Annotated in this window: 24 protein-coding genes and 1 other annotated feature; of the genes, 1 reads left to right on the forward strand and 23 read right to left on the reverse strand. The window is 32.5% G+C overall.

Annotated elements, in window-relative coordinates; genetic code table 11:
- Positions 1-26: 26 nt before the first annotated feature.
- The 23 genes from N4T77_RS09885 to N4T77_RS09995 form a co-directional block, all read right to left on the reverse strand.
- A complete protein-coding gene (locus N4T77_RS09885) occupies positions 27-1082 on the reverse strand; it encodes a type IV pilus twitching motility protein PilT (RefSeq protein WP_261671622.1) in 1056 nt (351 codons plus the stop codon).
- 179 nt (positions 1083-1261) lie between these two features.
- Positions 1262-1963, reverse strand: a complete 702-nt coding sequence (gene sigK, locus N4T77_RS09890) for an RNA polymerase sporulation sigma factor SigK (protein ID WP_261671623.1) — start codon at positions 1961-1963, stop codon at positions 1262-1264.
- Between the two features lie 73 nt (positions 1964-2036).
- Complete coding sequence (locus tag N4T77_RS09895; RefSeq protein ID WP_261671624.1) at positions 2037-3695, reverse strand: penicillin-binding transpeptidase domain-containing protein; 1659 nt, start codon at positions 3693-3695, stop codon at positions 2037-2039.
- A gap of 61 nt (positions 3696-3756) precedes the next feature.
- Entirely contained in the window at positions 3757-4380 is a 624-nt protein-coding gene (gene udk, locus N4T77_RS09900) for a uridine kinase (RefSeq protein WP_261671625.1), read from the reverse strand.
- 39 nt (positions 4381-4419) lie between these two features.
- Positions 4420-5640, reverse strand: a complete 1221-nt coding sequence (locus N4T77_RS09905) for a U32 family peptidase (protein ID WP_261671626.1) — start codon at positions 5638-5640, stop codon at positions 4420-4422.
- 1 nt (position 5641) lies between these two features.
- Positions 5642-6289 (reverse strand): O-methyltransferase, encoded by a 648-nt coding sequence (locus tag N4T77_RS09910; RefSeq protein WP_261671627.1) that lies wholly within the window; start codon positions 6287-6289, stop codon positions 5642-5644.
- A 134-nt stretch (positions 6290-6423) separates the two neighbouring features.
- Positions 6424-7449, reverse strand: a complete 1026-nt coding sequence (gene mltG, locus N4T77_RS09915; protein ID WP_261671628.1) for an endolytic transglycosylase MltG — start codon at positions 7447-7449, stop codon at positions 6424-6426.
- Positions 7450-7461: 12 nt separating this feature from the next.
- A complete protein-coding gene (typA, locus tag N4T77_RS09920; protein ID WP_261671629.1) occupies positions 7462-9285 on the reverse strand; it encodes a translational GTPase TypA in 1824 nt (607 codons plus the stop codon).
- A gap of 185 nt (positions 9286-9470) precedes the next feature.
- Positions 9471-9821 carry a YlbF family regulator gene (locus N4T77_RS09925; protein ID WP_261671630.1) on the reverse strand — a complete coding sequence of 117 codons (351 nt, stop codon included), beginning with the start codon at positions 9819-9821 and terminating at the stop codon, positions 9471-9473.
- Between the two features lie 95 nt (positions 9822-9916).
- The gene (locus N4T77_RS09930) at positions 9917-11584 is read right to left on the reverse strand and encodes a ribonuclease J (protein WP_261671631.1); all 1668 of its coding nucleotides are present in this window, start codon (positions 11582-11584) and stop codon (positions 9917-9919) included.
- 42 nt (positions 11585-11626) lie between these two features.
- Entirely contained in the window at positions 11627-12088 is a 462-nt protein-coding gene (locus N4T77_RS09935; RefSeq protein WP_261671632.1) for a Fur family transcriptional regulator, read from the reverse strand.
- Between the two features lie 138 nt (positions 12089-12226).
- Positions 12227-12496, reverse strand: a complete 270-nt coding sequence (locus N4T77_RS09940) for a DUF1292 domain-containing protein (RefSeq protein WP_261671633.1) — start codon at positions 12494-12496, stop codon at positions 12227-12229.
- 92 nt (positions 12497-12588) lie between these two features.
- Complete coding sequence (gene ruvX, locus N4T77_RS09945; RefSeq protein ID WP_261671634.1) at positions 12589-13005, reverse strand: Holliday junction resolvase RuvX; 417 nt, start codon at positions 13003-13005, stop codon at positions 12589-12591.
- A 58-nt stretch (positions 13006-13063) separates the two neighbouring features.
- Positions 13064-13315, reverse strand: a complete 252-nt coding sequence (locus tag N4T77_RS09950; protein WP_261671635.1) for an IreB family regulatory phosphoprotein — start codon at positions 13313-13315, stop codon at positions 13064-13066.
- A 63-nt stretch (positions 13316-13378) separates the two neighbouring features.
- Positions 13379-16018 carry an alanine--tRNA ligase gene (gene alaS, locus N4T77_RS09955; RefSeq protein WP_261671636.1) on the reverse strand — a complete coding sequence of 880 codons (2640 nt, stop codon included), beginning with the start codon at positions 16016-16018 and terminating at the stop codon, positions 13379-13381.
- 68 nt (positions 16019-16086) lie between these two features.
- Positions 16087-16321, reverse strand: a binding site (T-box leader).
- Between the two features lie 53 nt (positions 16322-16374).
- Positions 16375-17403, reverse strand: coding sequence for an AI-2E family transporter (locus N4T77_RS09960; protein ID WP_261671637.1), 1029 nt, complete (start codon positions 17401-17403; stop codon positions 16375-16377).
- Positions 17372-17896: a PRC-barrel domain-containing protein gene (locus N4T77_RS09965; protein WP_261671638.1), complete on the reverse strand. Its 525-nt coding sequence runs from the start codon at positions 17894-17896 to the stop codon at positions 17372-17374. The genes N4T77_RS09960 and N4T77_RS09965 overlap by 32 nt, the downstream gene beginning before the upstream one ends.
- Before the next feature lie 132 nt (positions 17897-18028).
- The gene (gene nifU, locus N4T77_RS09970) at positions 18029-18457 is read right to left on the reverse strand and encodes a Fe-S cluster assembly scaffold protein NifU (protein WP_261671639.1); all 429 of its coding nucleotides are present in this window, start codon (positions 18455-18457) and stop codon (positions 18029-18031) included.
- A gap of 5 nt (positions 18458-18462) precedes the next feature.
- On the reverse strand, positions 18463-19665 hold the full coding sequence (gene nifS, locus N4T77_RS09975; RefSeq protein ID WP_261671640.1) for a cysteine desulfurase NifS: 1203 nt from the start codon (positions 19663-19665) through the stop codon (positions 18463-18465).
- The gene (locus N4T77_RS09980; protein WP_261671641.1) at positions 19658-20113 is read right to left on the reverse strand and encodes an Rrf2 family transcriptional regulator; all 456 of its coding nucleotides are present in this window, start codon (positions 20111-20113) and stop codon (positions 19658-19660) included. Before N4T77_RS09980 ends, nifS begins: the two co-directional genes overlap by 8 nt.
- A gap of 97 nt (positions 20114-20210) precedes the next feature.
- Positions 20211-21590 (reverse strand): VWA-like domain-containing protein, encoded by a 1380-nt coding sequence (locus tag N4T77_RS09985; RefSeq protein WP_261671642.1) that lies wholly within the window; start codon positions 21588-21590, stop codon positions 20211-20213.
- 111 nt (positions 21591-21701) lie between these two features.
- Positions 21702-22847 (reverse strand): AAA family ATPase, encoded by a 1146-nt coding sequence (locus tag N4T77_RS09990; RefSeq protein WP_261671643.1) that lies wholly within the window; start codon positions 22845-22847, stop codon positions 21702-21704.
- 186 nt (positions 22848-23033) lie between these two features.
- Positions 23034-23816 carry a hypothetical protein gene (locus N4T77_RS09995; protein WP_261671644.1) on the reverse strand — a complete coding sequence of 261 codons (783 nt, stop codon included), beginning with the start codon at positions 23814-23816 and terminating at the stop codon, positions 23034-23036.
- Positions 23817-24118: 302 nt separating this feature from the next.
- On the opposite strand from N4T77_RS09995, the gene N4T77_RS10000 reads away from it, so the two are divergent.
- A complete protein-coding gene (locus N4T77_RS10000; RefSeq protein WP_261671645.1) occupies positions 24119-25432 on the forward strand; it encodes a replication-associated recombination protein A in 1314 nt (437 codons plus the stop codon).
- Positions 25433-25464 lie beyond the last annotated feature (32 nt).

Consider the following 25464-nt stretch of genomic DNA (forward strand, 5'->3'; position numbering starts at 1 on the left):
TTTCTCTATTAAAGTATAATTGTTACTTATAAAGAAATAATTTTTGTAAGCATATCCCTGTCTATAGCATAGCTAAGAGCTGTTTCATAGGATATTAAACCTTTCTTATAGAGTTCTGACAACGACATATCCATTGTCTTCATTCCATATTTAGCACCAGTTTGCATTGATGATTCCACTTGATGGGTTTTGCCTTCCCTAATCATGTTTTGAATTGCACTGGTAGCTACCATTATTTCTAAAGCTGCCTCTCTTCCTTTTCCATTCACCTTAGGCAAAAGCTGTTGTGAAACAATCCCTTTAAGTACTGCAGCAAGCTGAATTTTAATCTGCTGCTGCTGGTGCGGCGGAAACACATCTACAATTCTATCAATAGTTTTTGCCGCTCCTATAGTATGTAATGTAGATAAAACTAAATGTCCTGTTTCTGCTGCTGTTAACGCTACGGATATGGTCTCCAAATCTCTCATTTCTCCCACAAGAATAACATCAGGGTCTTCCCTCAGTACTGATCTTAAAGCATTAGCATAGCTTAATGTATCTTTTCCTATCTCTCTTTGATTGATTATAGATTTATTATGTTTATGTAAATATTCAATGGGATCTTCAAGTGTAATTATATGTGAAGCCCTAGTAGCATTAATTTCATTTATCATAGCAGCTAGGGTTGTACTCTTACCAGATCCAGTAGGACCTGTAACTAAAACTAGACCTCTCTTATTAGCTGCAAGTTCTTTTATAATAGGCGGAAAATTAAGGTCATTTAATGTAGGGACTTTGGAGCCAACAACCCTTATGGCAATAGCACTACTTCCTCTCTGTTTAAACAAATTAACTCTAAATCTGCCGGTACCAGCAACAGAAAAAGAAGTATCTAAATCTCCTATTTTTATATAAGACTCATAATCTTCTCCTAATATTTCCTTAGCATAATTTTCAGTATCTATTGGCTGAAGCTTTACATTGCTTATATGCCTTAATTCTCCATTCACCCTTATCACAGGCGGCACCCCAACAGTTAAGTGCAAATCTGAAGCATTTTCTTTCATGGTTATATCTAGTAAATCCTTTAGTAGTTCCATTTATGCTCTCCTTTCATCAATGCTTACTATAATCAAAAATTTAGCATCCTTTATAACTATCGTATATAATCATAAACACATAAGATTATAATTCTACAAATTTTATTAAATTCCTTTTATTATTTTAATTTATTAAACTAAAAATCAAATTAAAACTGAGAATTAATTCTCAGTTTTAATTATTTTTTTCCCAAGTTTAACTCTTTATTTAACTTTTTTAGTGCTCTCTTTTCTATTCTGGAAACATAGGATCTAGAAATACCAAGAATTTTTGCTATTTCCCTTTGGGTTTTTGGCTTTCCTTCTAAGAGTCCATACCTCATTTCAACTACATTTTTTTCTCTTTCAGAAAGGCAAGTATTTATCTTGGAATACAACTTTTTAATTTGTATCTTACTTTCAACAATCTCTATTATAGAATCTTCATCACTACTTAAAACGTCCATAAGAGATATTTCGTTTCCCTCTTTATCAATGCCAATAGGATCCTGTAAATATACCTCACTCTTGTTCTTCTTATTATTTCTTATAAGCATAAGTATTTCATTCTCTATACATTTTGCCGCGTATGTTGCAAGTCTGGTTCCTTTCGATGCATCAAAAGAATCTATAGCTTTAATTAAACCCACTGTTCCAATAGATATTAAGTCATCAACTTCCTTACCTGGATATGAATATTTCTTTACAATATGTGCTACTAACCTTAAGTTTCTTTCAACCAAAATATTTTTAGCTACCATATCTCCTTCTTTTAACATCCTTAAATAATACTCTTCCTCCTGGTCATTTAGAGGCTGCGGAAACGAACTACTGTTCGTAATATAAGCTGTTAAAAAGACCATATTACCTACAATATCTAATAAGCAATTTGTTAAAAACACGGGCTGCTCCTCCTAATAGTGCTTATTAATATATTATGAGGTAGTGCTAAAAAAAGTGCATGTAAATATGAAATTATTTTAGATATTGACTTACTCCGTTAACAATGTCTTTAAATACTGGCGCTGATGTAGATCCTCCACTATCTTTATCCTTATCTATATCCTGTATAAATACAATCATAGAATAGTATTTATTATTTATCTTAAAAAATCCTGCAAACCATCCATCTGAATGTTCTTCTACCTCTCCCTGTTTTGATACTTCCATCCTTTCTGTAGTTCCAGTTTTTCCTCCTATTTCTAAGCCATCTATGAAAGCTGCCTTGGCAGTTCCTTCTTTTACAACCTTTTTCATTTGATTTTTTATAGTATCGGCTGTAGACTTTTCTACTACTGGCCTCTGATCTGTAGCTAAGGTTTCTATTTCGTTGTTATTGTCATCTACATAGGAATCTATAATATATGGCTTTACGTATACACCATTATTAGCAACAGTGTTCGCTATACTTAAAGCTCCAACAGGAGTTATTCTAATGCTTTGACCAATAGATGCAATTCCTAAGCTTCCGTCACTATACTTAGCATTTTTCACTTCAGAAATGCCCTCTTTCTCACTATCAAAACCTAGTACCTTTTCTAAAAGTCCCTGGGACTTAGCATTATCATAAAAGTTATTAAAACCTACTTTATTTCCTATTTGAGCAAATATGTCATTACAGGATACTACAAAAGCCTCTTCTACAGTTAAAGTTCCATGTTTCTTGTGCTTTTCTCCCTCATATAGACCTCTACAAGTAAATACATCATTGCTACTTATACTTTTTCTATCTAATCCTGCCTCTTCAACTATAATCTTAAATATTGAACCAGCAAAAAAACCATGATTAGTAGCTACTCCTAAGTTTACATTAGGCTTACTATCATCTTTCTGAACTAAGGCTTTAATCTTACCTGTATTTGCTTCCATTAATACTACTCCGATTTGAGAAAAATTCTTATCTTGAACTAGTATTTCTTTTATCTTATCCTCTATATTTTTATCTACTGTTAATCTGACGTTTATATTATTTTTAGGCAACTCAGTTTCTTCCCCGATTATGCTGCCATTTACATCTCGATTAAATACTATCTGAGGCTTTTTATTGTCTTTTGTCTTATTATAAATTTGCATCTCCAAGGAATCCGCAGACTTTAATTCATTATTATCAGTTCTTCTAGGATTAACTAATAGATTCTCTAATTTCCATACCCCGTCCTTATTTAATGATGAGGATTCATACACATAAAATCCTTTAACATTTTTCACCAACTTTAACTTATTATAAGTACTCTCATCAATTTCATAATAAAGTTTCTGGCTGCTTTTTAACATTCCTATATTGCTTAGATCGTATTCTTTATTGTAATTTCGAAGAATATACATTAACGTTAAGATTTGATCCGAATCCGTATCTAAATTGTTTCTTTTAAATATATCTGGTGAAATTACTGCATAATATTTTTTATCATAATTTAATAGCTGCTTTCCATTACTATCAAATAATAAATAATTTGAATCGGTAATATACTCTTTATATGCATATTGAGAATCTGCTTGTGCACTTAGTATATCTGACCCGATATATTGAAATTTAACTATTCTATAATACAATATGCTAAGTATAATTAAAAAAATTGCTAATATTATACGCTGCCTTTTTCCTATCTTTGCTCTACTTACTTTTATTATCATAAAAAAACACCCCACTCAGACAAAATTTTGTCCAAAATGAGGTATTTTATTCATATATTTACTAATCTCTTTGTAAAATTTGTTTTATATTTGCTACCATAATGTCTATAGCCACTTTGTTGTGACCACCTTCAGGTATTATAATATCAGCATATCTTTTAGTTGGTTCTATAAATTGCATATGCATTGGTCTTACTACATTTAAGTATTGATTTATAACTGAATCTACTGTTCTTCCTCTTTCATTTATATCTCTTAAGATTCGTCTTATTATTCTTACATCGGCATCTGTATCAACGTATATTTTTATATCTAATAAATCTCTTACTTTTTCTTCCTGGAGGATAAGTATTCCTTCTACTATGATTATTTCTCGAGATTCAATTTTTACTGTCTCTTTTTTTCTGTTGTGAACCTCAAAATCATAGATAGGCTTCTCAATAGACTTGCTATCTAACAAATCTTTTAAATGCTCTATAAGTAGTGCTGTATCAAAGGCATTAGGATGGTCATAGTTAGTTTTTATCCTTTCTTCCATAGAAAGGTGACTTTGATCTTTATAATAAGAATCCTGCTCTATCATTGCAATGCAATCCTTATTAAACTTCTTATATATTTCTTTAGCAACAGTACTTTTTCCTGAACCGGTTCCACCAGTAATTCCTATTAGAATTGGACGCTTCATTTATTATCCCCCTTTTGTAGCAATATTAAATACCTTTATTTATTTTTTACCTTTGATCAACATGTCTCCTTCTACTAATTCAACGTCTGTTCTTATGGTAAATATCATCTGTGCTGAAGGTGCTGAAGGAATTTTTTCACCTTTTCCGTTCTTCATATCCTCTAGGAATATTTCAAGGTTTTCTCCAGTTGGTCTTAAAACCTCTACTTTGTCTCCTTCTAGTACTTTATTCCTTTGCTCAACTGTTGCAACGCCAGTACTACTATCATAAGCTTTTACTATCCCTACGATATCATAACCTCTTATATAAGAAGATGATCCATAGGTTTGTTTGTTTGGATCTCCAAAGTAAAATCCTGTAAAATACTCCCTATGACTTGCTTTTTCAAGATTTTCTAACCAATCGCTGTTAAACTTATAGTCCTTTGGATTTTCAAAATATGCATCTATCGCCTGTCTATAAGCTTTAACAACGGAAGCTACATAAAAGACACTCTTCATTCTTCCTTCTATCTTGAAGGATTCTATACCAGCTTCAACTAGTTCCGGTATATGCTCTATCGTGCATAAATCCTTGGAATTTAATATGTAGGCTCCTTTTTCATCTTCAAATACCGGGAAATACTCTCCTGGTCTTTTTTCCTCTACTAGGTAGTATTTATATCTGCATGGTTGAGCACACTGACCTCTATTGGAATCCCTTCCAGTCATATAATTAGAAATAACGCATCTACCAGAATAAGCCATGCACATTGAACCGTGAACAAAGGCCTCTATTTCACAGGATTCAGGTATCTTTTCTTTTAATTCTTTTATTTCCTGCAAGGATAATTCTCTTGCTAAAACTATTCTCTTTATGCCCTGCTTATGCCAAAATATTGCGGATTTCCAGTTTACGTTATTGGCTTGAGTGCTTAAGTGCAGCTCTAACTCTGGTACTACCTCTCTTGCAGTCATAACTATTCCTGGGTCAGATACAATTATAGCATCTACCCCTATTTTGTGTAGGTTTATTAAGTAATCTTCCAATCCTTCTAAGTCTTCATTATGTGGAAATACATTTATTGTAACAAATACTCTCTTACCTCTACTATGAGCATATTCTATCCCTTCTTTTAATTCTTCATCAGTGAAGTTATCTGCAAAAGCCCTTAAATTGAGCTTACTTCCACCAAGATAGACTGCATCTGCACCAAAATCTATAGCAGTTTTTAACTTTTCTAGATTTCCAGCTGGTGCTAGTAATTCTGGCTTTTTCATATTAATCTCTCCTCCTAGTAACCGCAATTCCGTCACCCATAGGTATAACTGAGGTTACTAAATTTTTATCTTTAGATACCATCTCTAGGTATTTTCTCATTCTTTTAACAATAGTTATTTTTCTTCTTTCTACAAGTTCATCGGATGCAACCATCCCTCTAAAAAGTACATTGTCAGCTATTATTACTCCGTCCTCATTAAGTAGTCTAATACAGTGAGGGAGAAACTGATTATAATGGCCTTTTCCTGCATCCATAAATATTAAGTCGTATTTATCATCTAGTTTTTCTAGAATATCTAGACAATCTCCTTGTAGGATATTTATCTTATCCTTGAAACCATACTTTTCTATGTTACTGCTAGCAATCTCAACCATTTTAGAATCTCTTTCTATAGTTGTTATAGAGCTTTTTCCTTTAGAACTTAAACTCATTAAAATTGCTGAATATCCTATTGCAGTACCTAATTCTAAAATCTTTATAGGCTTCTTCATCTGTATCATAAGTTCAAGAAACTTTGCTACTTCCTTTTGTATTATAGGAACAAAGTTATTATGGCCGTAGTCCTCAAGTTCTTTTAAAATACCTTCATGCTCTTCTATAAGGCCTCTTATATAATGCTCCATGTACTCATATGCAACACCGCTCATTTTTTTCCTCCAAAACTATAATAATCTAATTAAATTTATTATAAGTCTCAAGAATTTAGCTACATTTATATTATATAAAAAAGTTGACAGTTGACAACTGACTACTTCCTGTCAATTGTCCATTGTCAACTGTTTTACTCTCCCTGTGTAACCTTCTTAACTTCTGAAAATTTCTTTTCACTATCTGTAAAGAAGTGTGTACCGTCATTATTTGAAACAAAAAATAAATAATTAGTTTTTTTAGGATTTATGGCTGCTTTAATACACTCCTTGCCTGGATTTGAAATAGGCCCTACTGGTAATCCTTTTTCAATGTAGGTATTATAAGGTGAGTTTATCTTTAAATCATTATAGTATAATTTATCCTTATGATAACCTAGTGCATATAAAACTGTAGCACAGGACTGTAGTTTCATACCCCTGTCTATTCTATTGTAAAATACAGAAGCAGCCTTTTCTCTCTCATCCTGTCTTTCAACTTCTTTTTCTATAATAGATGCCATAGTTATTATTCTATCTAAATCTTCATAATTAATACTTTTGCCAGTTTCTTTTTCAATATCATTAATTATTGAAGAAAATCTTTTCAGCATAACATTTATTATCTCTTTTCCCTCAGTACCTTTTAAAAATTCATAGGTGTCTGGAAACAGATATCCTTCTAATGCATATTTTCTCTTAGAATTATTTTTTATAAACTCTGGAAGTTTATATTCTCTGCAGCTTTTTATGAACTCTTCCTTAGTTATTACATCTTTTTTTTCTAAAGCTAATGCAATATGTTCAATATCATAACCTTCAGGTACTACAACTTTAACAGGCTCATCATCTTTAATACCTTTGTTTAACAACCTAATAAACTTTTCTAAAGTTATATCCTCTGAAAAGGAATATTTTCCCGGTTTTACTTGTTGATTAATGTTACTGATATCTACATATCGTCTTATAAGATAAGCATTTGATATAAAGTTTTTATCGCTTAAATTCTGAATTACAGTATCTAAGTTGTCTCCATCATTGACGGCAAACTGCACTTTCTTATCGGAAGACTTTAGAGGATGCTTTAAAACGCTTCCTCTAAAGTATAAAAATCCTCCAAGTATTATAATGAAAAATAATAAACAACTTACGAAAACTTTTAATAAGTTTATCTTCTTCATTTCAATTCATCCTTATTTTTTCCTTTGAGCTCTTTTTCTCATCTCTGGATTTAATAGCTTCTTTCTCATTCTTATATTCTTAGGAGTTACCTCTACAAGTTCATCTGATGCTATAAACTCAAGACTTTGCTCTAAGGACATTTGAGTTACTGGAACTAGTTTTAGAGCTTCATCTGATCCTGAAGATCTTGTATTTGACAACTGTTTCTTCTTACATACATTAACATCAATATCTTCTGCTCTAGAACATTCTCCAGCTATCATTCCCTGATAAACATCTATACCTGCCGGTATAAATAATGTTCCTCTCTCTTGTGCATTGAATAATCCATAAGTAATTGATGTTCCTGTTTCAAATACTACAAGGGAACCTCTAGTTCTTTCTGGAATTTCTCCTCTATATTCTTCATAACCATGAAGAACATGATTCATTATACCATTTCCCTTAGTGTCAGTCATAAATTCATTTCTAAATCCTATAAGTCCTCTTGCAGGAACCTTGAACTCTAATCTTGTATATCCGTTAACTGCTGATGTCATGTTTACCATTTCTGCTTTTCTAGGTCCTAACTTTTCCATAACCGGTCCCATAAACTCTTCTGGAACATCTATAGTTAAATATTCTATAGGCTCTAGTTTTTTTCCATTTTCTTCTTTAAATATTACAGAAGGTTTAGAAACTTGGAATTCATATCCCTCTCTTCTCATTGTCTCAATTAGAACAGAAAGATGAAGTTCTCCTCTACCACTTACCTTAAAGCAATCTGCAGACTCAGTTTCTTCAACTCTTAAAGATACATTTGTTTCTAATTCCTTCATCAATCTATCTCTAAGATGTCTTGATGTAACATAGTCTCCATCTTGACCAGCAAAAGGTGAATCATTAACCATAAAGTTCATACTTAATGTTGGTTCATCTATTTCTACAAATGGAAGTGCTTCAGGCTCATTAACATCTGCTATAGTTTCACCTATATTTATATCTGGAATACCAGCTACAGCTATTATATCTCCAAGTTTAGCTTCATCAGTCTCTTCTTTCTTTAGACCATTATATACATAAAGACTTGATACTTTAACATTATCAACTTTTCCATCTTTTCTTACTAAGGCTACCTGTTGATTCTTCTTAATGCTTCCTCTTTCAATTTTTCCTATTCCTATTTTACCAACGTATTCATTATAATCTATAGTTGTAACTAACATTTGAAGAGGCATATCTAAATGACCTTGTGGTGCTGGAACATTTTTCACAATAGTATCAAATAAAGGTTCCATATTATCAGATTCATCTTCTAGTTCTTTCTTTGCAAAACCAGCTCTTGCTGAACAATAAACTACTTTAAAATCTAACTGGTTATCATTAGCACCAAGTTCTACAAATAGATCAAAAACCTCATCTAAAACATCTGCTGCTCTCTCGTCTGGTCTGTCTATTTTGTTTATAACTACTATTGGATTTAAATTTAACTCTAATGCTTTCTTTAGAACAAACTTAGTCTGAGGCATAGGACCTTCATAAGCGTCTACAACTAGTAAAACACTATCCACCATTTTAAGTACACGTTCAACTTCGCCACCAAAATCAGCGTGTCCAGGTGTATCAACTATGTTTATTTTTACTCCATCATGCATAACTGCAGTATTTTTTGAAAGAATAGTTATTCCTCTCTCTTTTTCAAGATCATTTGAGTCCATTACTCTTTCATCAACTTTTTCATTTTCTCTGAATACACGGCTTTGTCTAAGTAACGCATCAACTAAAGTAGTCTTACCGTGGTCAACGTGGGCTATTATAGCCACATTTCTTATATCATTTCTTGTAAATAATTCCATTATTATTCCTCCAATTTTGTTTAAGACACAAATTTATATTTGTAAAAACTGATGTTATATCAAAACTTGTTCTTATTCTTTAAATAAAATACTCAAAAAAATTGGATACTGTTACGTATCCAATTGGATTTAGTCTTACTTATCTATTTTAGTATTATAGACGTAAAAAGTCAACTTTTGTAGAATTATTTCTCTGTAGCAAAACCAAAATCAATTCCTATGGCATCATTTAGTATCTTTAGTATATCATCCCATACAACACTAAATCTCTGCTCTGCCTGAAGATACTCTGATAACGTTGGATTCATGGATATGACTGAACCTATATTATTAAGCTTTTCTTTTACAGAATCAGATATACTTCCTTTTTCTACTTGCTCTGAATAAGCTTCAAATTGTACTCTTCTAAAATCACTTAACATTTTTTTGTTTGTTTCATCAGTTTCAATTTTTTTACTTAACTCTCTTAGCTGAACGATTTCAGGTACATTTCTTAACTCTTTAGCAAATTCATGAGTTTTATCATATATATTCATTACCAGTACCCCCTCTTTTTACTAATTGAGAATAAATGTAGGTTTCTATATGGATAGATAAAGGCCTACATTTATTCTTAATTTTACTCTAATTCCTATATTTCCATAATAATCGGAAGTATCATTGGTTTTCTCTTTGTTCTTTCATACAGGAACATTCTAAGAGCTTCCTTTATGTTAGATTTTATACTAGCCCATTCAGTTATATGCTTCTCTTCGCACTCTCTTAGAGCTTCTCTAACCAATTCCCTTGCTTCTTCCATTAAATCTTCTGATTCTCTTACATATACAAATCCTCTTGATATAATATCCGGACCTGCTATTACACTTCCTGTTTCCTTTTCTATAGTAACTACCACAGTAAGTATTCCATCCTGTGAGAGGTGTTTTCTATCTCTTAAAACTATATTTCCAACATCTCCAACGCCAAGTCCATCAACAAATACCTGACCAGATACAACAGTTCCATTCTTTCTTATAGAATCTCTTGTTATCTCTATTACTTCTCCATTATCTGCAATAACAACATTATTTGGCGAAAGTCCTAACTTAATTGCCAATTCTGCATGCTGCTTTAAATGTCTGTATTCACCATGTACTGGTATGAAAAACTTAGGCTTTACAAGGGTATGCATAAGTTTTAATTCTTCCTGGCAAGCATGACCTGAAACGTGTACATCAGCTAGAGCTTCATATATTACTTCTGCACCTTTTTTAAACAATTGATTTATAACTCTAGTAATTAGTTTTTCATTTCCCGGTATAGGTGTAGCTGATATTATTATCATATCTCCTGGAGCAATATTTACCTTTTTATGTTCTGACGCAGCCATTCTTGAAAGCGCTGACATCGCCTCCCCTTGACTGCCAGTGGTAATTATAACTATTCTGTTATCTGGGTATTTATTTATGCTGTCTATATTAATAAACACGTCTTTCTCTGCATGAATATACCCTAGTTCCTTAGCTACTTCCATTATATTTTCCATGCTTCTTCCAGAAACAGCAACTTTTCTATCGTGCTTTTCTGCTGCCGCAATTATCTGTTGTATTCTATGAATGTTAGAAGCAAAGGTAGCTACAATTATTCTCCCTTTCGCACTGTTGAAAAACTCTTCAAAAGTTTCACCTACAATGCTTTCTGACATCGTATAGCCTGGTCTCTCTACATTTGTACTATCAGCAAGCATAACTGCTACACCTTTTTTGCCTAACTCTGCAAATCTACCTAGGTCTGCAACACATCCATCGATTGGTGTGTAGTCAATTTTAAAATCTCCTGTATGGAGAATAACCCCAATTGGTGTATGTATAGCAATTGCTACTGAATCAGCTATGCTGTGACTCTGTCTTATAAATTCTACAGAGACATTTTCCAGCTTAACTATATCTCTTGGTTTTATACAGTTTAATTCTACTACACTTAAAAGATTATGTTCCTTTAACTTTGTCTGAAGGATACCTAAAGTCAGCTTAGTACCATATACTGGAACATTCATCTCTTTTAATATATATGGTAACGCTCCAATATGATCCTCATGACCATGAGTTAAAAATATTCCCTTTACTTTTTCTATATTCTTTTCAAGATAGCTTATATCCGGTATTACTATGTCTATACCAAGCATCTCCTCATCTGGGAACTTAAGTCCACAATCTATCACTACTATATCATTTTTGTATTCTATCGCAGTGAGATTTTTTCCTATTTCATTTAGTCCACCTAGTGGAATAATTCTCACTTTATCTTTTTCCCTACGCAAAAATTCTCCCCTCCTTATTCGTTTTTTTTAATTTTTGCAAATTTATTTATTATAATTTTTTGTACATTCATTGCATATTCCATAAAATTTAACACTATGATTTTTTATCTTGAAATTATATTTCCCCTCAATTTCATTTTCTAGTACTTCTAATAAATCATCTTGAACTTCAATTACTTTTCCACAGTTAGTACATACTAGATGATGATGCTGATGATTTTCCTCTTCATGAATTAATTCATACCTACTACATCCATCATTCAAATCCAATTTACAAATAACGCCTAAGGCCTCCAATAATTGCACTGTTCTATAAACTGTAGCAAGCCCTATTTCTGGACATTCTCTTTTTACCAGGTCATATAATTCTTCTGTTGTGAGGTGACTTCCCTCATTTCTTATTATCACATCTACTATCGCCCGTCTTTGAGGCGTAAGTTTGTATCCTTTTTCTTTTAGATTACCTTTAAATCTTTCTATATCTTCCGGCGAAAGCTTTGACATTGGACTACCTCGTTTCCACCATTATTTTTTTTCGTCATTTTCAAATTTTAGTTTAATACTTATTGTATTAATTGTCAATTGAAAGTCTATTGATAATATGAAAAGCTATGTGATATACATAGCTTTTATAATAGAATATTAATCAAGTTCACCATCATCCCCAAATAATGTCTCATAGGCCTCTGCTACTATTGCAAACTCATCATCATCTTCTACTGTAACTAATATATCGTTTCCTTCATTGTCCTTATCAATTCTAAGTACTATTGCCTCATCTGTTTCTTCTTCATCCTTCGGCACTACAACTACATACTCTTTTTCTTCTATATCTAGTTTAGTTATTACATCAAATTCTACTTCATTTCCATCTTCGTCGTTTAAAACTATGCTGCTTACATCATTATCCATATATTTCACCTCTTAAATTTATATTATCAAATTAAACACCTTAATTATAAGCTCTTAGTATTTGAACTATTAACCATATGAAAATACATAGTCTATTTACTACTAATACTGTCCAAGTATCCCTGCAATATATACATAGCGGCCATCTTATCAACTATCTTCTTTCTCTTCGCACGAGATAAATCTGCTTCAAGCATAGCTCTATGGGCTGCTACTGTTGTTAACCTTTCATCCCACATTTTTATAGGTAATCCAATTCTTTCTTCAATTACTTCACAGAATTTTAATACCTTCTCACTCTGTGGTCCTAAAGTTCCGTTCATATTCTTTGGAAGTCCAGCAACAATAGTTTCTACCTTATATTCTTCACATATTTTCTTTAATTCTTGTATATCTTTTTCTTTTCCTATTCTTTTTATGGTAGTTACCCCCTGTGCTGTAAATCCAAGCAAATCACTTACTGCAACACCTATTGTTTTATCACCAATATCCAAGCCTAGTATTCTCATTTATTCTCTCCTGTTTATTATGTTCAAATTTAAAATAAAAATGCCCCTAAGGGCACTTTTATTTTATATCTAAGTATGCCTTTAAAACTTCCTCTAATATTTCATCTCTTTCAAGCTTCCTTACCAAAGCTCTAGCTCCATTATAATTTGTTATATATGTAGGGTCTCCAGATATCAAATATCCTACCAATTGATTAACTGGATTATACCCTTTTTCTATAAGGGAGTTATAAACTTCTGTTAATATTTCCTTTGTTAAATCCTTTTTGCTTTTAGAAATATCAAACTGAATAGTATTATCGTTACTCATTTATCTCACCCCTCTAATAATTCTAGTTAAATATATTATAGAACATATTTAATAAAAAGTATACTATTTAACTAGTTTTTCCATAACAGCTGAAGAGCTAGCCACCGCTTCTTCTAGTTTTTCAGGCAATTTACCTCCTGCTTGGGCCATGTCTGGTCTTCCACCACCGCCGCCGCCAGCAATGGATGCTACTTCCTTTATTAGCTTTCCGCAGTGTGCTCCTTTTTCTATAGCTCCTTTAGATGCCATAGCTACAAATTGAACTTTTTCTTCTACTGTGCTTCCTAAAAGAACTACACAATCTTCACCTTTGCTTCTAATCTTGTCTGCTAAATCCCTTAGGGCATCACCGTCAATGTCCTTTAGCACCCCTGTAAATAGTTTTACACCTTTTATTTCTCTTACACTGTTTAATATGTCATCTTCAGCGTTTCCTGCTAGCTTAGATTTTAATTCAGTAATCTCTTTTTCTCTTTCCTTTAATTCTGCCCCTTGTAGCTCAAGTTTATGAATTATTTCCTTTTCAGAGCACTTTAGCTTGCTAGCGATTTCTTTTAAAAGCTCATTTTTAGCTTCTACATAAGCAATAGCTTTCGCTCCAGTAACAGCTTCTATTCTTCTTACACCAGCAGCTACACCTGCCTCTGAAACTATTTTAAACAATCCTATTTCACCAGAGTTTCTTACATGAGTTCCACCACATAATTCTTTACTAAAATCACCTACAGAAACAACTCTTACCTCATCTTTATACTTGTCATCAAATAATGCAATAGCCCCACTTTCTTTAGCCTGCTCTATACTCATAACATCAGTTTTAACCATTAAAACCTTCATTATACTATCGTTAACTATCTTTTCTATCTTTTTAAGTTCTTCACCTGTTGCAGCTTCAAAATGATTAAAATCAAATCTTAATCTTTCATCATCAACATAGGAACCTGATTGATGAACATGCTCTCCTAAAACCTTTCTTAGGGTTTCATTAAGAAGATGAGTTGCGGTATGATTTCTTCTTATATTATTTCTTCTCTCTTCATCTACGCTTAACGTAGCATCCTCATCTACTTTTATAATACCTGATAGAACCTTTGCAAAATGCAACACTTTTCCTGCTACATTCTTTTTACAGTCTAGTATCTCAGCTTTGAAGGAACTATTGAATATTACTCCTTTATCTCCTACCTGGCCTCCCATTTCTGCATAGAAAGGAGTATTATCTGTAACTATTACTATTTTATCTCCCTCTTCAGCAGAAGTAACAAATTTCTCATCTTTAACTATAACTCTTACCTTTGATATAGTAGATAGAGTTTCGTAGCCTTCAAAAACAGTTTCTATCTCTAAAGGAATTTTATTAAGTATAGTATCCTCTGCCCCCATATAATTTGTTTCTTCTCTAGCAGCTCTTGCTCTTTCTCTTTGGCTTTGCATTTCTTTATCAAAACCTTCTATGTCCACTGTCATCCCTTTTTCCTCAAGAATTTCCTGGGTAAGCTCTAATGGGAAACCGTAAGTATCATAAAGTTTAAATACTCTTTCTCCTGATAATACAAATGCACTGCTATTTTGAAGTTCTTCTATATATTCATTTAAGATCTGCATTCCACTATCTATAGTCTCATCAAATCTCTCTTCCTCTAGTTTAATAACTTTCTTTATATACTCTCTTTTTTCCTCAAGTTCAGGATAGTTTCCGCTGGAACTTTCTATAACAACATCGGTAAGTTTATATAAGAAAGGCTCACTTATTCCTAGAGACTTTCCATGCTTTGCAGCCCTTCTTAATAGTCTTCTAAGTACATATCCTCTTCCCTCATTAGAAGGTAATATGCCATCACTAGTCATAAAGGTAACGCTTCTAATATGATCAGTTATTACTCTCATAGAAATATCGCTTTTTTCATCTTTTCCATACTGTATTCCGCAATTTTTGCTGATTTGGTCTAATATAGACTTTATAGTATCAACCTCGAAAATGCTGTCTACTCCCTGCATTAGACTAGCTATTCTTTCTAACCCCATTCCTGTATCTATGTTAGGTTTTGCCAGTCTATTGTAATTTCCTTCTTCATCCTTATCAAATTGTGTAAATACAAGATTCCAGAATTCCATTACCCTATCTTCGTCGGCAGCCTTAACAAATTCTTCTGCAGAATTTATTTTGCCTTCACCCTTATCAAAATGAATTTCCGAACAAGGTCCGCAAGGTCCTACTCCAAGCTCCCAGAAATTATCATCTTTTCCTAATCTAAAAATTCTTGAAGGATCTATGTCTGTTTTTCTAGTCCATATCTCATAAGACTCATCATCTTCAAGATAAATAGTTACGTAGAGTCTATCCTTTGGTAGCTTTAAAACTTCTGTAGAGAATTCCCATGCCCAAGGAATAATTTCTTCCTTAAAGTAATCTCCAAAAGAAAAGTTTCCAAGCATCTCAAAGAAAGTGCCGTGTCTTGAAGTCTTTCCTACATTTTCTATATCTCCAGTTCTTATACACTTTTGAGATGTAGTAACCCTCGTACTAGGAGGAACCTGTAGACCAGTAAAATAAGGCTTTAAAGGTGCCATACCTGCGTTTATAAGCAGTAAGCTTTTATCATCTTTCGGTATTAGTGGATAACTTGGTAATCTTAAATGTCCCTTACCTTCAAAAAAACTTAAGTACATTTCTCTTAATTGATTTAAACCTAACTTTTCCAAAGTTCATCTCTCCTTTATCTTAATTTATTTTATCTTAATTTATTTTTAACAAAAAAACTTCCATCCCAGTAAGGGACGAAAGCTCATTCCGTGGTACCACCCTAGTTACACAGCTGTTTTTCAAACCAAAAACCCTACCATCTATAGAACATTAATAAGAGTTCTTTTCATATACTTTAGTACTGTGTCTCTTTAAAAATCATGACTCATGGACTGCTTCAACATACTTTATAAGAAGTTCTCACCTTCCACTTCCTCTCTAAATATAAAGATATATTTACTCCTTCCAATCATTGCCTTACTATCTAATTATGCTACAAATTATAAAGAAAAATGTTATATCTGTCAACATTTAATCAAAACAAATAGTAGTTCAAATCCTCATAGATTACTTTTATAATGACCCCTATAGGTACAGCCAATATCATCCCTACGAACCCTGCAGTCTCTCCCCCTATAATTAAAAGTAATATAACAATAAGAGGATGCATACTAACAGTATCTCCAGTAATCTTAGGTGATAGTATATTTCCTTCTATCTGTTGCAATATGTACAGCCACAGAGCAGTCCATAGAGCTTTTTCAGGAGAATCGATTAAAGCAATAAATATAGCTGGAACTGCTCCAAATATTGGCCCAAAGTACGGCACTATATTGAAAAAAGCGTTCAATATAGATAAAATAACTGGAAAATCCACCTTCAAAAATAATAGTATTATAAAAGTTGCTACACCAATTAATCCACATAAAAACAACTGACTAACAATATATCTTCCCAGTATCTTATCAATATCTGATGTAACTTTTTTCACCATATCTCTACTTCTAACAGGGAGAAAATTTAATAATCTACTAGAAATATACTCCCCATCAGATAGGAAATAGTACGATATTATAGGAATAACCGCTATCATAACTATATTTTCCCCTATATTTAAAACAGCATCAAATATTCTGGTAAATACTGATATTATGTGATTATTTATCTTTCCATATAGATTATCCATTGCAGTATACATTGTTTTATTAATACTTATTGGTTTAAGCTTAGAATATATTCCATCTATAAATTTCTGAATATTAACTACTGTATCATTTATATTTAGGCTTTCTTTAAATATAGAAGGTATTAAGAGAGTAAATATGGCAACTAATAACAATATTAATCCGCATATTAACATTAAAGCTGCAGTTCTTCTACCTATTCTCCTTTGTTCCATTACCTTTTGTAGAGGCTTTAAAGTATAAGATATAACAAAAGAGACAAGCAATAAATTAATTATTTCTCTTATAACCACACTTTTTAATGATAAGAACGCCAGTATAATTACAATGATAAAAACTATTAAGTATTTATATACTGTTAATCTTTTTATCTTTTTCATTATTATCCTCTTCCATAAATAATTTGTGTGGTACAGTTGAAAAATTCAAGTTGTCTTTTTTACCATTAAAAAGCAAAGTATTTTCTCCTAGTATTAAGTTATTAATTAAAATAATTTTCTTCCCAAGGATAAAGTTATTTATAAATCCGGTAGATATTACTACTCCTCTTATAGAAAAGTTATTTTCGTCAAATAAAACGTCTTCTATCATGCCTACTATATTACCCTTTCTATCTCGGATATCCATTCCTCTTATATCATTAAACTGGAGAAATACCCCCTTAGTAGCCTCCGTGACAACCATAGTAGAATTGTACCCCACTATGTTATTCATCATTATGTTTAGGTTTTTCTTGAATAAACTGCTTGAAGCTAAATTAAAACCTATAACTTTTTTTCTATTAAAATCTACTAGCAAGTCTTTAATATAACCTAATCTTTTTCCACTAATATCTACAACATCCATAAGAGTAAAGTCCTTACTTCTATACAACTTACCACCGCCAAAATTATAAAATGTTAAGAATTGAAACTTAATAATTAATAGTTTTGCCAGTTAAACAAAAAAATATAACTTCTAAATGAAGTTATATTTTTTGTAAGGTTTTATATTCTTATATTATTCTTAGTGTCCATGAACATGGTCATGAATATGATCTGAATGATTTTTCATTTCCCAAGGTTCTAATCCTTGTGATTCTCTATAGTTATTTATAGCTTTATGAATAGCTTCTTCTGCAAGTACTGAACAGTGCATTTTTACTGGTGGAAGTCCATCTAGAGCCTCTGCCACCGCTTTATTACTTAGACTCCAAGCTTCTTCTACAGTTTTTCCTTTTATAAGTTCTGTAGCCATACTTGAGGAAGCTATTGCTGAACCACATCCGAAAGTTTTAAACTTTACGTCCTTTATTATATTATCTTCTACTTTTATATAAATCTTCATTATATCTCCACATTGAGGATTGCCCACTTCCCCTATACCATTGGCATCTTCTAACTCTCCAACGTTTCTAGGATTTCTAAAGTGTTCCATAACCTTATCGCTATACATATTAACTACCTACCTTCCTTTTTAGCATTTTCTTCTTTTATAAAATCTTCCCAGAATGGTGACATCTCTCTTCTTCTGGCAACTATTCTTGGAATTACTTCTAGAGCGTAGTCTACCTGCTCTTCTGTAGTTCCAGATCCAAGACTTAGTCTTAATGATCCATGTGCTACTCCATGGGATAATCCTATGGATAAAAGAACATGTGAAGGATCTAAAGAACCTGATGCACAGGCACTTCCTGTAGAAGCATATATTCCTTCATCATTTAAATCAAGTAATAAAGTTTCTCCCTCTATTCCTATAAAGCTTACATTTACGTTTCCTGGCATTCTGTTGTCGCCTATAGGACCATTAATTTTAACATAAGGTACTTTTTCAACAAGACCATTTAAAAGCTTATCTCTTAAACCTCTTAATCTAGCAGCTTCTGTTTCTAGCTCTTCTGTAGCTAATTCAATAGCCTTTCCCATACCTACGATTCCAGGAACATTTTCTGTTGATGCTCTTTTACCTTTTTCTTGACCACCACCGTGGATTAAGTTTTCTATTTTCACACCTTTTCTTAAATACATTGCACCTACACCTTTAGGTCCATAGAACTTATGACCTGCCATTGATAATGCATCTATATTCATTTCCTTTACATCTATCTTTACGTGTCCTATAGCCTGCACCGCATCTGTATGGAAATAAACCTTCTTTTCTCTACAAAGCTTACCTATTTCCGCTATAGGTTGAATTGCTCCTATTTCATTGTTTGCAAACATTATTGAAACAAGTATTGTTTTATCAGTAATAGCATTTTTCAAGTCTTCTAAGCTTATTATTCCATATTCGTCTACAGGAAGATAAGTTACTTCAAATCCGTTCTTTTCAAGAAACTTACATGCATGTAATATTGCATGATGCTCTATTTTAGTAGTTATTATATGATTTCCTTTATTTTTATTAGCAAAAGCTATACCCTTTAATATCCAGTTATCGCTTTCAGAACCACCAGCTGTAAAGAATATCTCCTCTTTCTCAGCATTTATAGCCTTAGCTACTCTTTCTCTAGCTGTATTCACTGCCTTTCTAGGAACGTCTGACATGGAATACAATGATGATGGATTTCCAAAATGCTCTGTAAAAAACGGAAGCATTTCCTCTAAAACCTCTGGTTTTGTATAAGTAGTAGCTGAGTAATCCATATAAACCTTTTTATTCATTGACATTATCCCCTTTCGCTCTATTGTATTTCATTTTATTATAATCATCTACCATATCTTGTAATGTGGTGGACTCCATAACACTGTCCATACTTTCTTTTATCCTAGACCATAATAATCTTGTAGCACAGCAATCTATATTACTGCAGGATTTCTCACTATCCCCATCTATGCATTCTGATATTTCTATAGGTCCTTCAAGGACCTCCATTATATCCGCTACAGTTATGTCTCTAGGCTCTCTACTTAATATATAACCTCCCTGAGCACCCCTAATACTCTTAATTAGGTTCGCCTTCCTAAGAGGAGAAAATAGCTGCTCTAGATAATATTCCGAAATATGTTGTCTTTCCGATATACTTTTTATGGATGATGGTTCTTCTCCATAATGAATAGCCAAATCAACCATAGCTTTTACACCGTATCTTCCTTTAGTTGATAGCTTCACCTAACCACCTCCTTTAATGTTGAGCGTTTTACTATGCTTTCAACTTTATAATAGCAAACCCGAGTAAAATTGTCAACAATAAAGTTAACAAAATATTCTACTTTGCCCAGTCCATCAGTATTTCTTTCATTGTGTCTTTAGCGTAGGTTGGATCTGCAGATTTTACTTCTATTGAGGATAGTTTTTTCACTGGTCCATAGGGATTTCTTAGTGAAAGTTTTTCACCTTTCCCTGTAAGCACCCATAAAATATTTCTATTTATAGGAGTACAGCTTAATACTTCTTCACCTACACCATCGGTAAAATAAATTATGAAACAGTCTCTCATGGATTTTCTCTTTATATATTCAAATACCGGCGAAAAGGCAGTTCCTCCCCTTGTATCTAATTTAGATCTAATATCCTTTTTATCTTTAGCTCTATAGACTCTTCTAACCCTATTATCGCACTCTATAATTGTTATTTCAGAATTGCTATTTTTTACAATCTCCAATACCTCAATTACTATTTGCTCTATCTCCCTATCGGAAATACTTCCACTTATGTCAATAGCTACAACTATTTCAGTAACTTTTCTCGATAACCTTCCTCTTATATCTAGCCTATTCGGCTGTCTTCTATCTTTTCTGGTAATAGTTTTCTTATATCCAGAAGGTAATTTCCCTATGTTTCTCCTTAAATAATCCTTCCAAGATATTTCTGGCCTCTGATTTAATCTCTCTAAAATCTCTCTAAATTCTCCAGGTACTTTTCCTTTAGCCGCATTACTGGCAATCTTTTTAGTAAGCTCTTTTATTTGTTCAAAATTAAGGCAGTATTCATTTTCCTCCCACAATTGGTGAGCCCGCTCCGGATTATGTTCCTTTTTGATCTGAAACTCTTCATCATCGCCTTTATCTTTTATAACTTCTTTTCCCTCCTTACCTTTCAGCTTATCTATTCCTTCTTGAATCTCCTTTGCATATTCCTCCATTGTTAGATTAGGTTTTAAATCAATATTGTAAGTTAAACTCACATTATGCAGCTTATCAGACCAAGGTGGTAAATTCCTTATATATTGATTTATAGAAACATCCATAGCTCTACTTATAGCCAAGCTGCTGTATTTACCTTTAATATGTTCAGCTCTTTTAAAGTGATTATACATAATGTGATAAACCTCATGCTTCAGTAGTGCCTTCATTTCCTCTATAGAGCACTGTAAAAAAATGTAGGGATTGAAGTATATTTTATAGTGAGATAAAGCTGCTATACTTCCTACTGCTGTTTCTATATCTAATTTAACTTCTCGTTTCATTTGCATAGTAAATAGCGCGAAATAATTATCCTCACTTCCCATCATTGAGAAGGTACATAATTCTATAAGTCTTGAAAAATCCTTTTCAAATTCTTCCGTTATATCCTTATCGCCCTGCCATTGCAGCACCTCTGCATAAAGCCTTTTTCTTAATTGTTCAAAGCTATTACTTGTTTCCATATATACTCCCCCCTTCTAAATAATTAGAAATATCTCCAATAACCATAAATAGACCTACTTTACACCAATCCTCTATTTTCGGCTCTCAGAACTCTTTCTACCTTTTCCTTTTTAAAGCTTCTCATACATAGAAAAATAACTTTCTATAAAAACTTCTTCATTCAAGAACTCCTTATAAAGATTGTCCTCATAATTCCACTTGATTTCTTGCATTATAGCCATTCTTAAATCAGTAGGGTAAAGCTGTAGAAAATCTGTAAATAACCTAATTTCAAACTCACTATGCTTTTCCTCCGCCAAATAAATTAATGCATTTTTAGCAGAAAGATAAAGTCTAGAGTGGCTTTCGTCCTTTACTTTCTCCCTAAGATCATCGGTCAATTCATCATTTCTAAATAGATCTTCAGGTCTTATTAAGGGGTTTTTATTATTTTCTATAAAGTTTATAAAATCCTGCGCAATACTTCCCCCTACGTTGCCCCTTACTACATTGTAGAATATTCTAGACGGTATTTCATTTTGATTTTTTAAATATACTTTATAAGAATTAGATACCCTTTCCCAGCTCCTTGGTGTTGCCTTTATCATCTCCTGAGAGTTAGGCGTATGAAGAAATTCTGGAAAATTAGCTATAAATTCTAATACATGCTCATGAATGTTTTTCTCTCCTTTTATGTGGTTTCTTTCCATTCCCCACTGCAACCATGATTTTGTATCTGCCTCTAACTCAATCCATACAAAGCGATCCTCCTGCGCCCGGTCCATGTCTATTACGCCATAATCTGTACCGGCAAAATCATCATATTTACTTGAAGGATTCATAGCTGCTATGACCTTAACATTTTGGTGAAGTCTATACCCATTTATCTCTCTATTTAAAATTATATTCATAAGCTCTTGCTGTACACTATGCTCACATCTATTTATTTCATCTATGAAAAGAAGAACCTCTTCATCAGGATTTTTAGATATAATATCATCAATCTCTTGAAGCTTTGTATGAACAGCATAAACTGTTCTCTTTTTTATTACCTCTTTTCCACCCATATTCACAGTATAATCTTCTACAGTAGGTAGTCCTCCTATTTCCCCTTCTTTGAGCATATTTCCATCTATTGTAACTAGATAATAGGCTTCTTTCTCAGCTAACGTTTTAGCTAGTGCAGTTTTACCTATACCACTTTCTCCAATTAATAGCGGTACTGCTCCACTTTTTATAACTAAGTCTGCTGTAAGTAATGTATCTATAAAGTTCATATTCAAACCTTCTTTCCAAGTAATAATTCTTATTAATTAATATTTTACATCACTTTGTTCAAAAGTTCCATTATTTATTAAAAAATATAATAACAGTCTAAAATCCCATAGAATCGTTTTGAAACCAATTCTATGGGATTACTCTTATAGCTTTATAAATAGTTTTTCTTGTTTCAAGCACTTAAGCTATATAGAAAGCTTATAGTCTACAAGTATTACCTTTGCAACTTTGCTTCCATAGTGATGAATAAACTTGACCTTATCAATATCTAAACTTTCTTCTTTTATAAAGTCTATTATATAGTTTCTGTCTACATCGTCACTGCTTAATCTTTCTTTTAAAATTTCAAGAACCTTTTCCCGAGGTACTTGTCCGTTGTAATATTTTAATGCCCTTACGTTATCTCTAATGAAAAACTGCCAGCTTTCTTCTGTAACATTATCAATGTATCTTATTGCTTCTTCATTCTGAATCACTGATATTCTTTGAAGCTCCACTGATGGATTTTTAATATATTTTATACTATTCCACTCTTTTTTTACTGCAAGTTTTTTAACCTTTTCCGTAGGATTTTTAATATACCTGATAGCATCCCAATCTTTTTCCACAGCCATGAGTTGCAACTCTTCTGGAGGGTTTTCATAAAATTGAATTGCCCATCCCTTTTGTTCTAGAGCCTTTATAATAACCGATTTTCCTGGATTTTTAATAAATTTCAATGTATTCCATGCCTGTCCTACTACGAATAGGCACATTTCCTCCGAAGGATCTTTGATGTATTCTATAGCCCATTTATTATATTTTAAAGCCTCCCATTGTACCTTTTCAGTGGGGTTTTTTATGTAATTTAAAAGTATTCCATTTGCCCTAACTGCCATCAGCTGCATCTCTTCTGTAGGATTTTCCACTGATTTAATATAATTAGGATTTATAGAAAGTGTCTTTAAGATTTTTTCTTCGTTATCCATGGATATTACCTCCATCTTTAATAGTTATCAGTCTTTAAACTGTTTTTTATATGCTAGCTGCTTATATAATACTTATAAGCTGAAGGTTAGTCGTTACACTTATTATAATTCATAAACAATAAGTTGAACAGATAAAGCAATTAAGATATTAATAGTCTGTTAAAAATAAAGTTAGCATTGGAATATCAGCTTCAGACAAGTGAACATGTGCACATAAATACTTGAATATTGATTTTATTATTAAAAACCATCAATTTTGAAGTATAATAATATAAAATACTTTTTAAAAGGATGGTGAGATTATGGATTTATTTGATATTGCTAACGAAAAAAACAATAAAGGATTAAAGCCCTTGGCTGAAAGAATGAGACCAAGGACTTTAGATGAATATATAGGTCAAAATCATATTTTAGGTAAAGGTAAGATGCTGTATAGAGCAATAGTTACAGATAATATTTCTTCAGCAATTTTTTATGGGCCACCTGGCGTAGGTAAGACCACATTAGCAAGAATTATAGCTAATACAACAAAGGCAAATTTTTATGAATTAAGTGCTGTAAATTCTGGTACAGCAGATGTAAAGAAAGTTATAAAGGAAGCCGAGGATAACTTAAAGTTTTATTCTAAAAGAACAATATTATTTATTGATGAGATACATAGATTTAATAAAGCTCAACAGGATAGTGTTTTAAATGCAGTTGAAAAAGGTATCATTATATTGATAGGTGCCACTACAGAAAATCCCTATTTTGAAGTTAATAATGCACTTCTTTCTCGTTCTATGATCTTTCAGTTAAACAGTCTTTCCGAGGATGATGTTAAAAAAGCATTGAAAAATGCCATTGAAAGTCCAGAAGGCTTTGGCTATCTTAAAATAGAAGTGGAACCTGAAGTGTTTGATTATTTTGCTGTACATAGTAATGGCGATATAAGAAAGGCCTTAAATGCTTTAGATATGGCAGTTAGAACCTCATCAAGAAAAGAAGATAAAATTTTTGTAACTGTTGAAGATGCAAAAGAATGCATTCAGAGAAAAATGACACTGTACGATAAAGGGGGTACATCTCACTACGATACTATCAGTGCTTTCATAAAATCCCTTCGGGGCAGTTCTCCAGATGCAGCAGTATACTATCTTGGAAAAATGCTGGATGCTGGTGAAGACCCAGTATTTATAGCAAGGAGAATTGTTATACAGGCTTCAGAAGATGTAGGAAATGCAGACCCAATGGCATTAGTATTAGCTGTAAGCGCTATGAATGCTGCCCATATGATTGGCATGCCTGAATGTAGATATGTACTATCACAGGCTGCAATATATGTTGCATCAGCACCAAAATCAAACGCTTCCTGCATTGCCATTGACTCAGCACTTACTGACGTAAGAGATCGAAGAGATTCTGGAATACCTTCTTATTTAAGAGACTCTCATTATAAAGGTGCAGAAAAATTAGGACATGGAACTGATTATTTATATCCCCACTCTTATGGTGGATTTATTAAACAGCAGTACTTACCTGATTCTCATAAGGACGTTGTGTATTATAATCCAACATCTAACGGATTCGAATCTAAAATTAAAGAGAGATTAGTTAGACTCTGGGATAAAAAATAAACTAATAAAATCACTAAGTTTTAGCAATAACT

Origin of the sequence: Clostridium sp. CX1 (assembly GCF_025398335.1) — a bacterium.
Lineage (GTDB): Bacteria > Bacillota > Clostridia > Clostridiales > Clostridiaceae > Clostridium_AM > Clostridium_AM tanneri.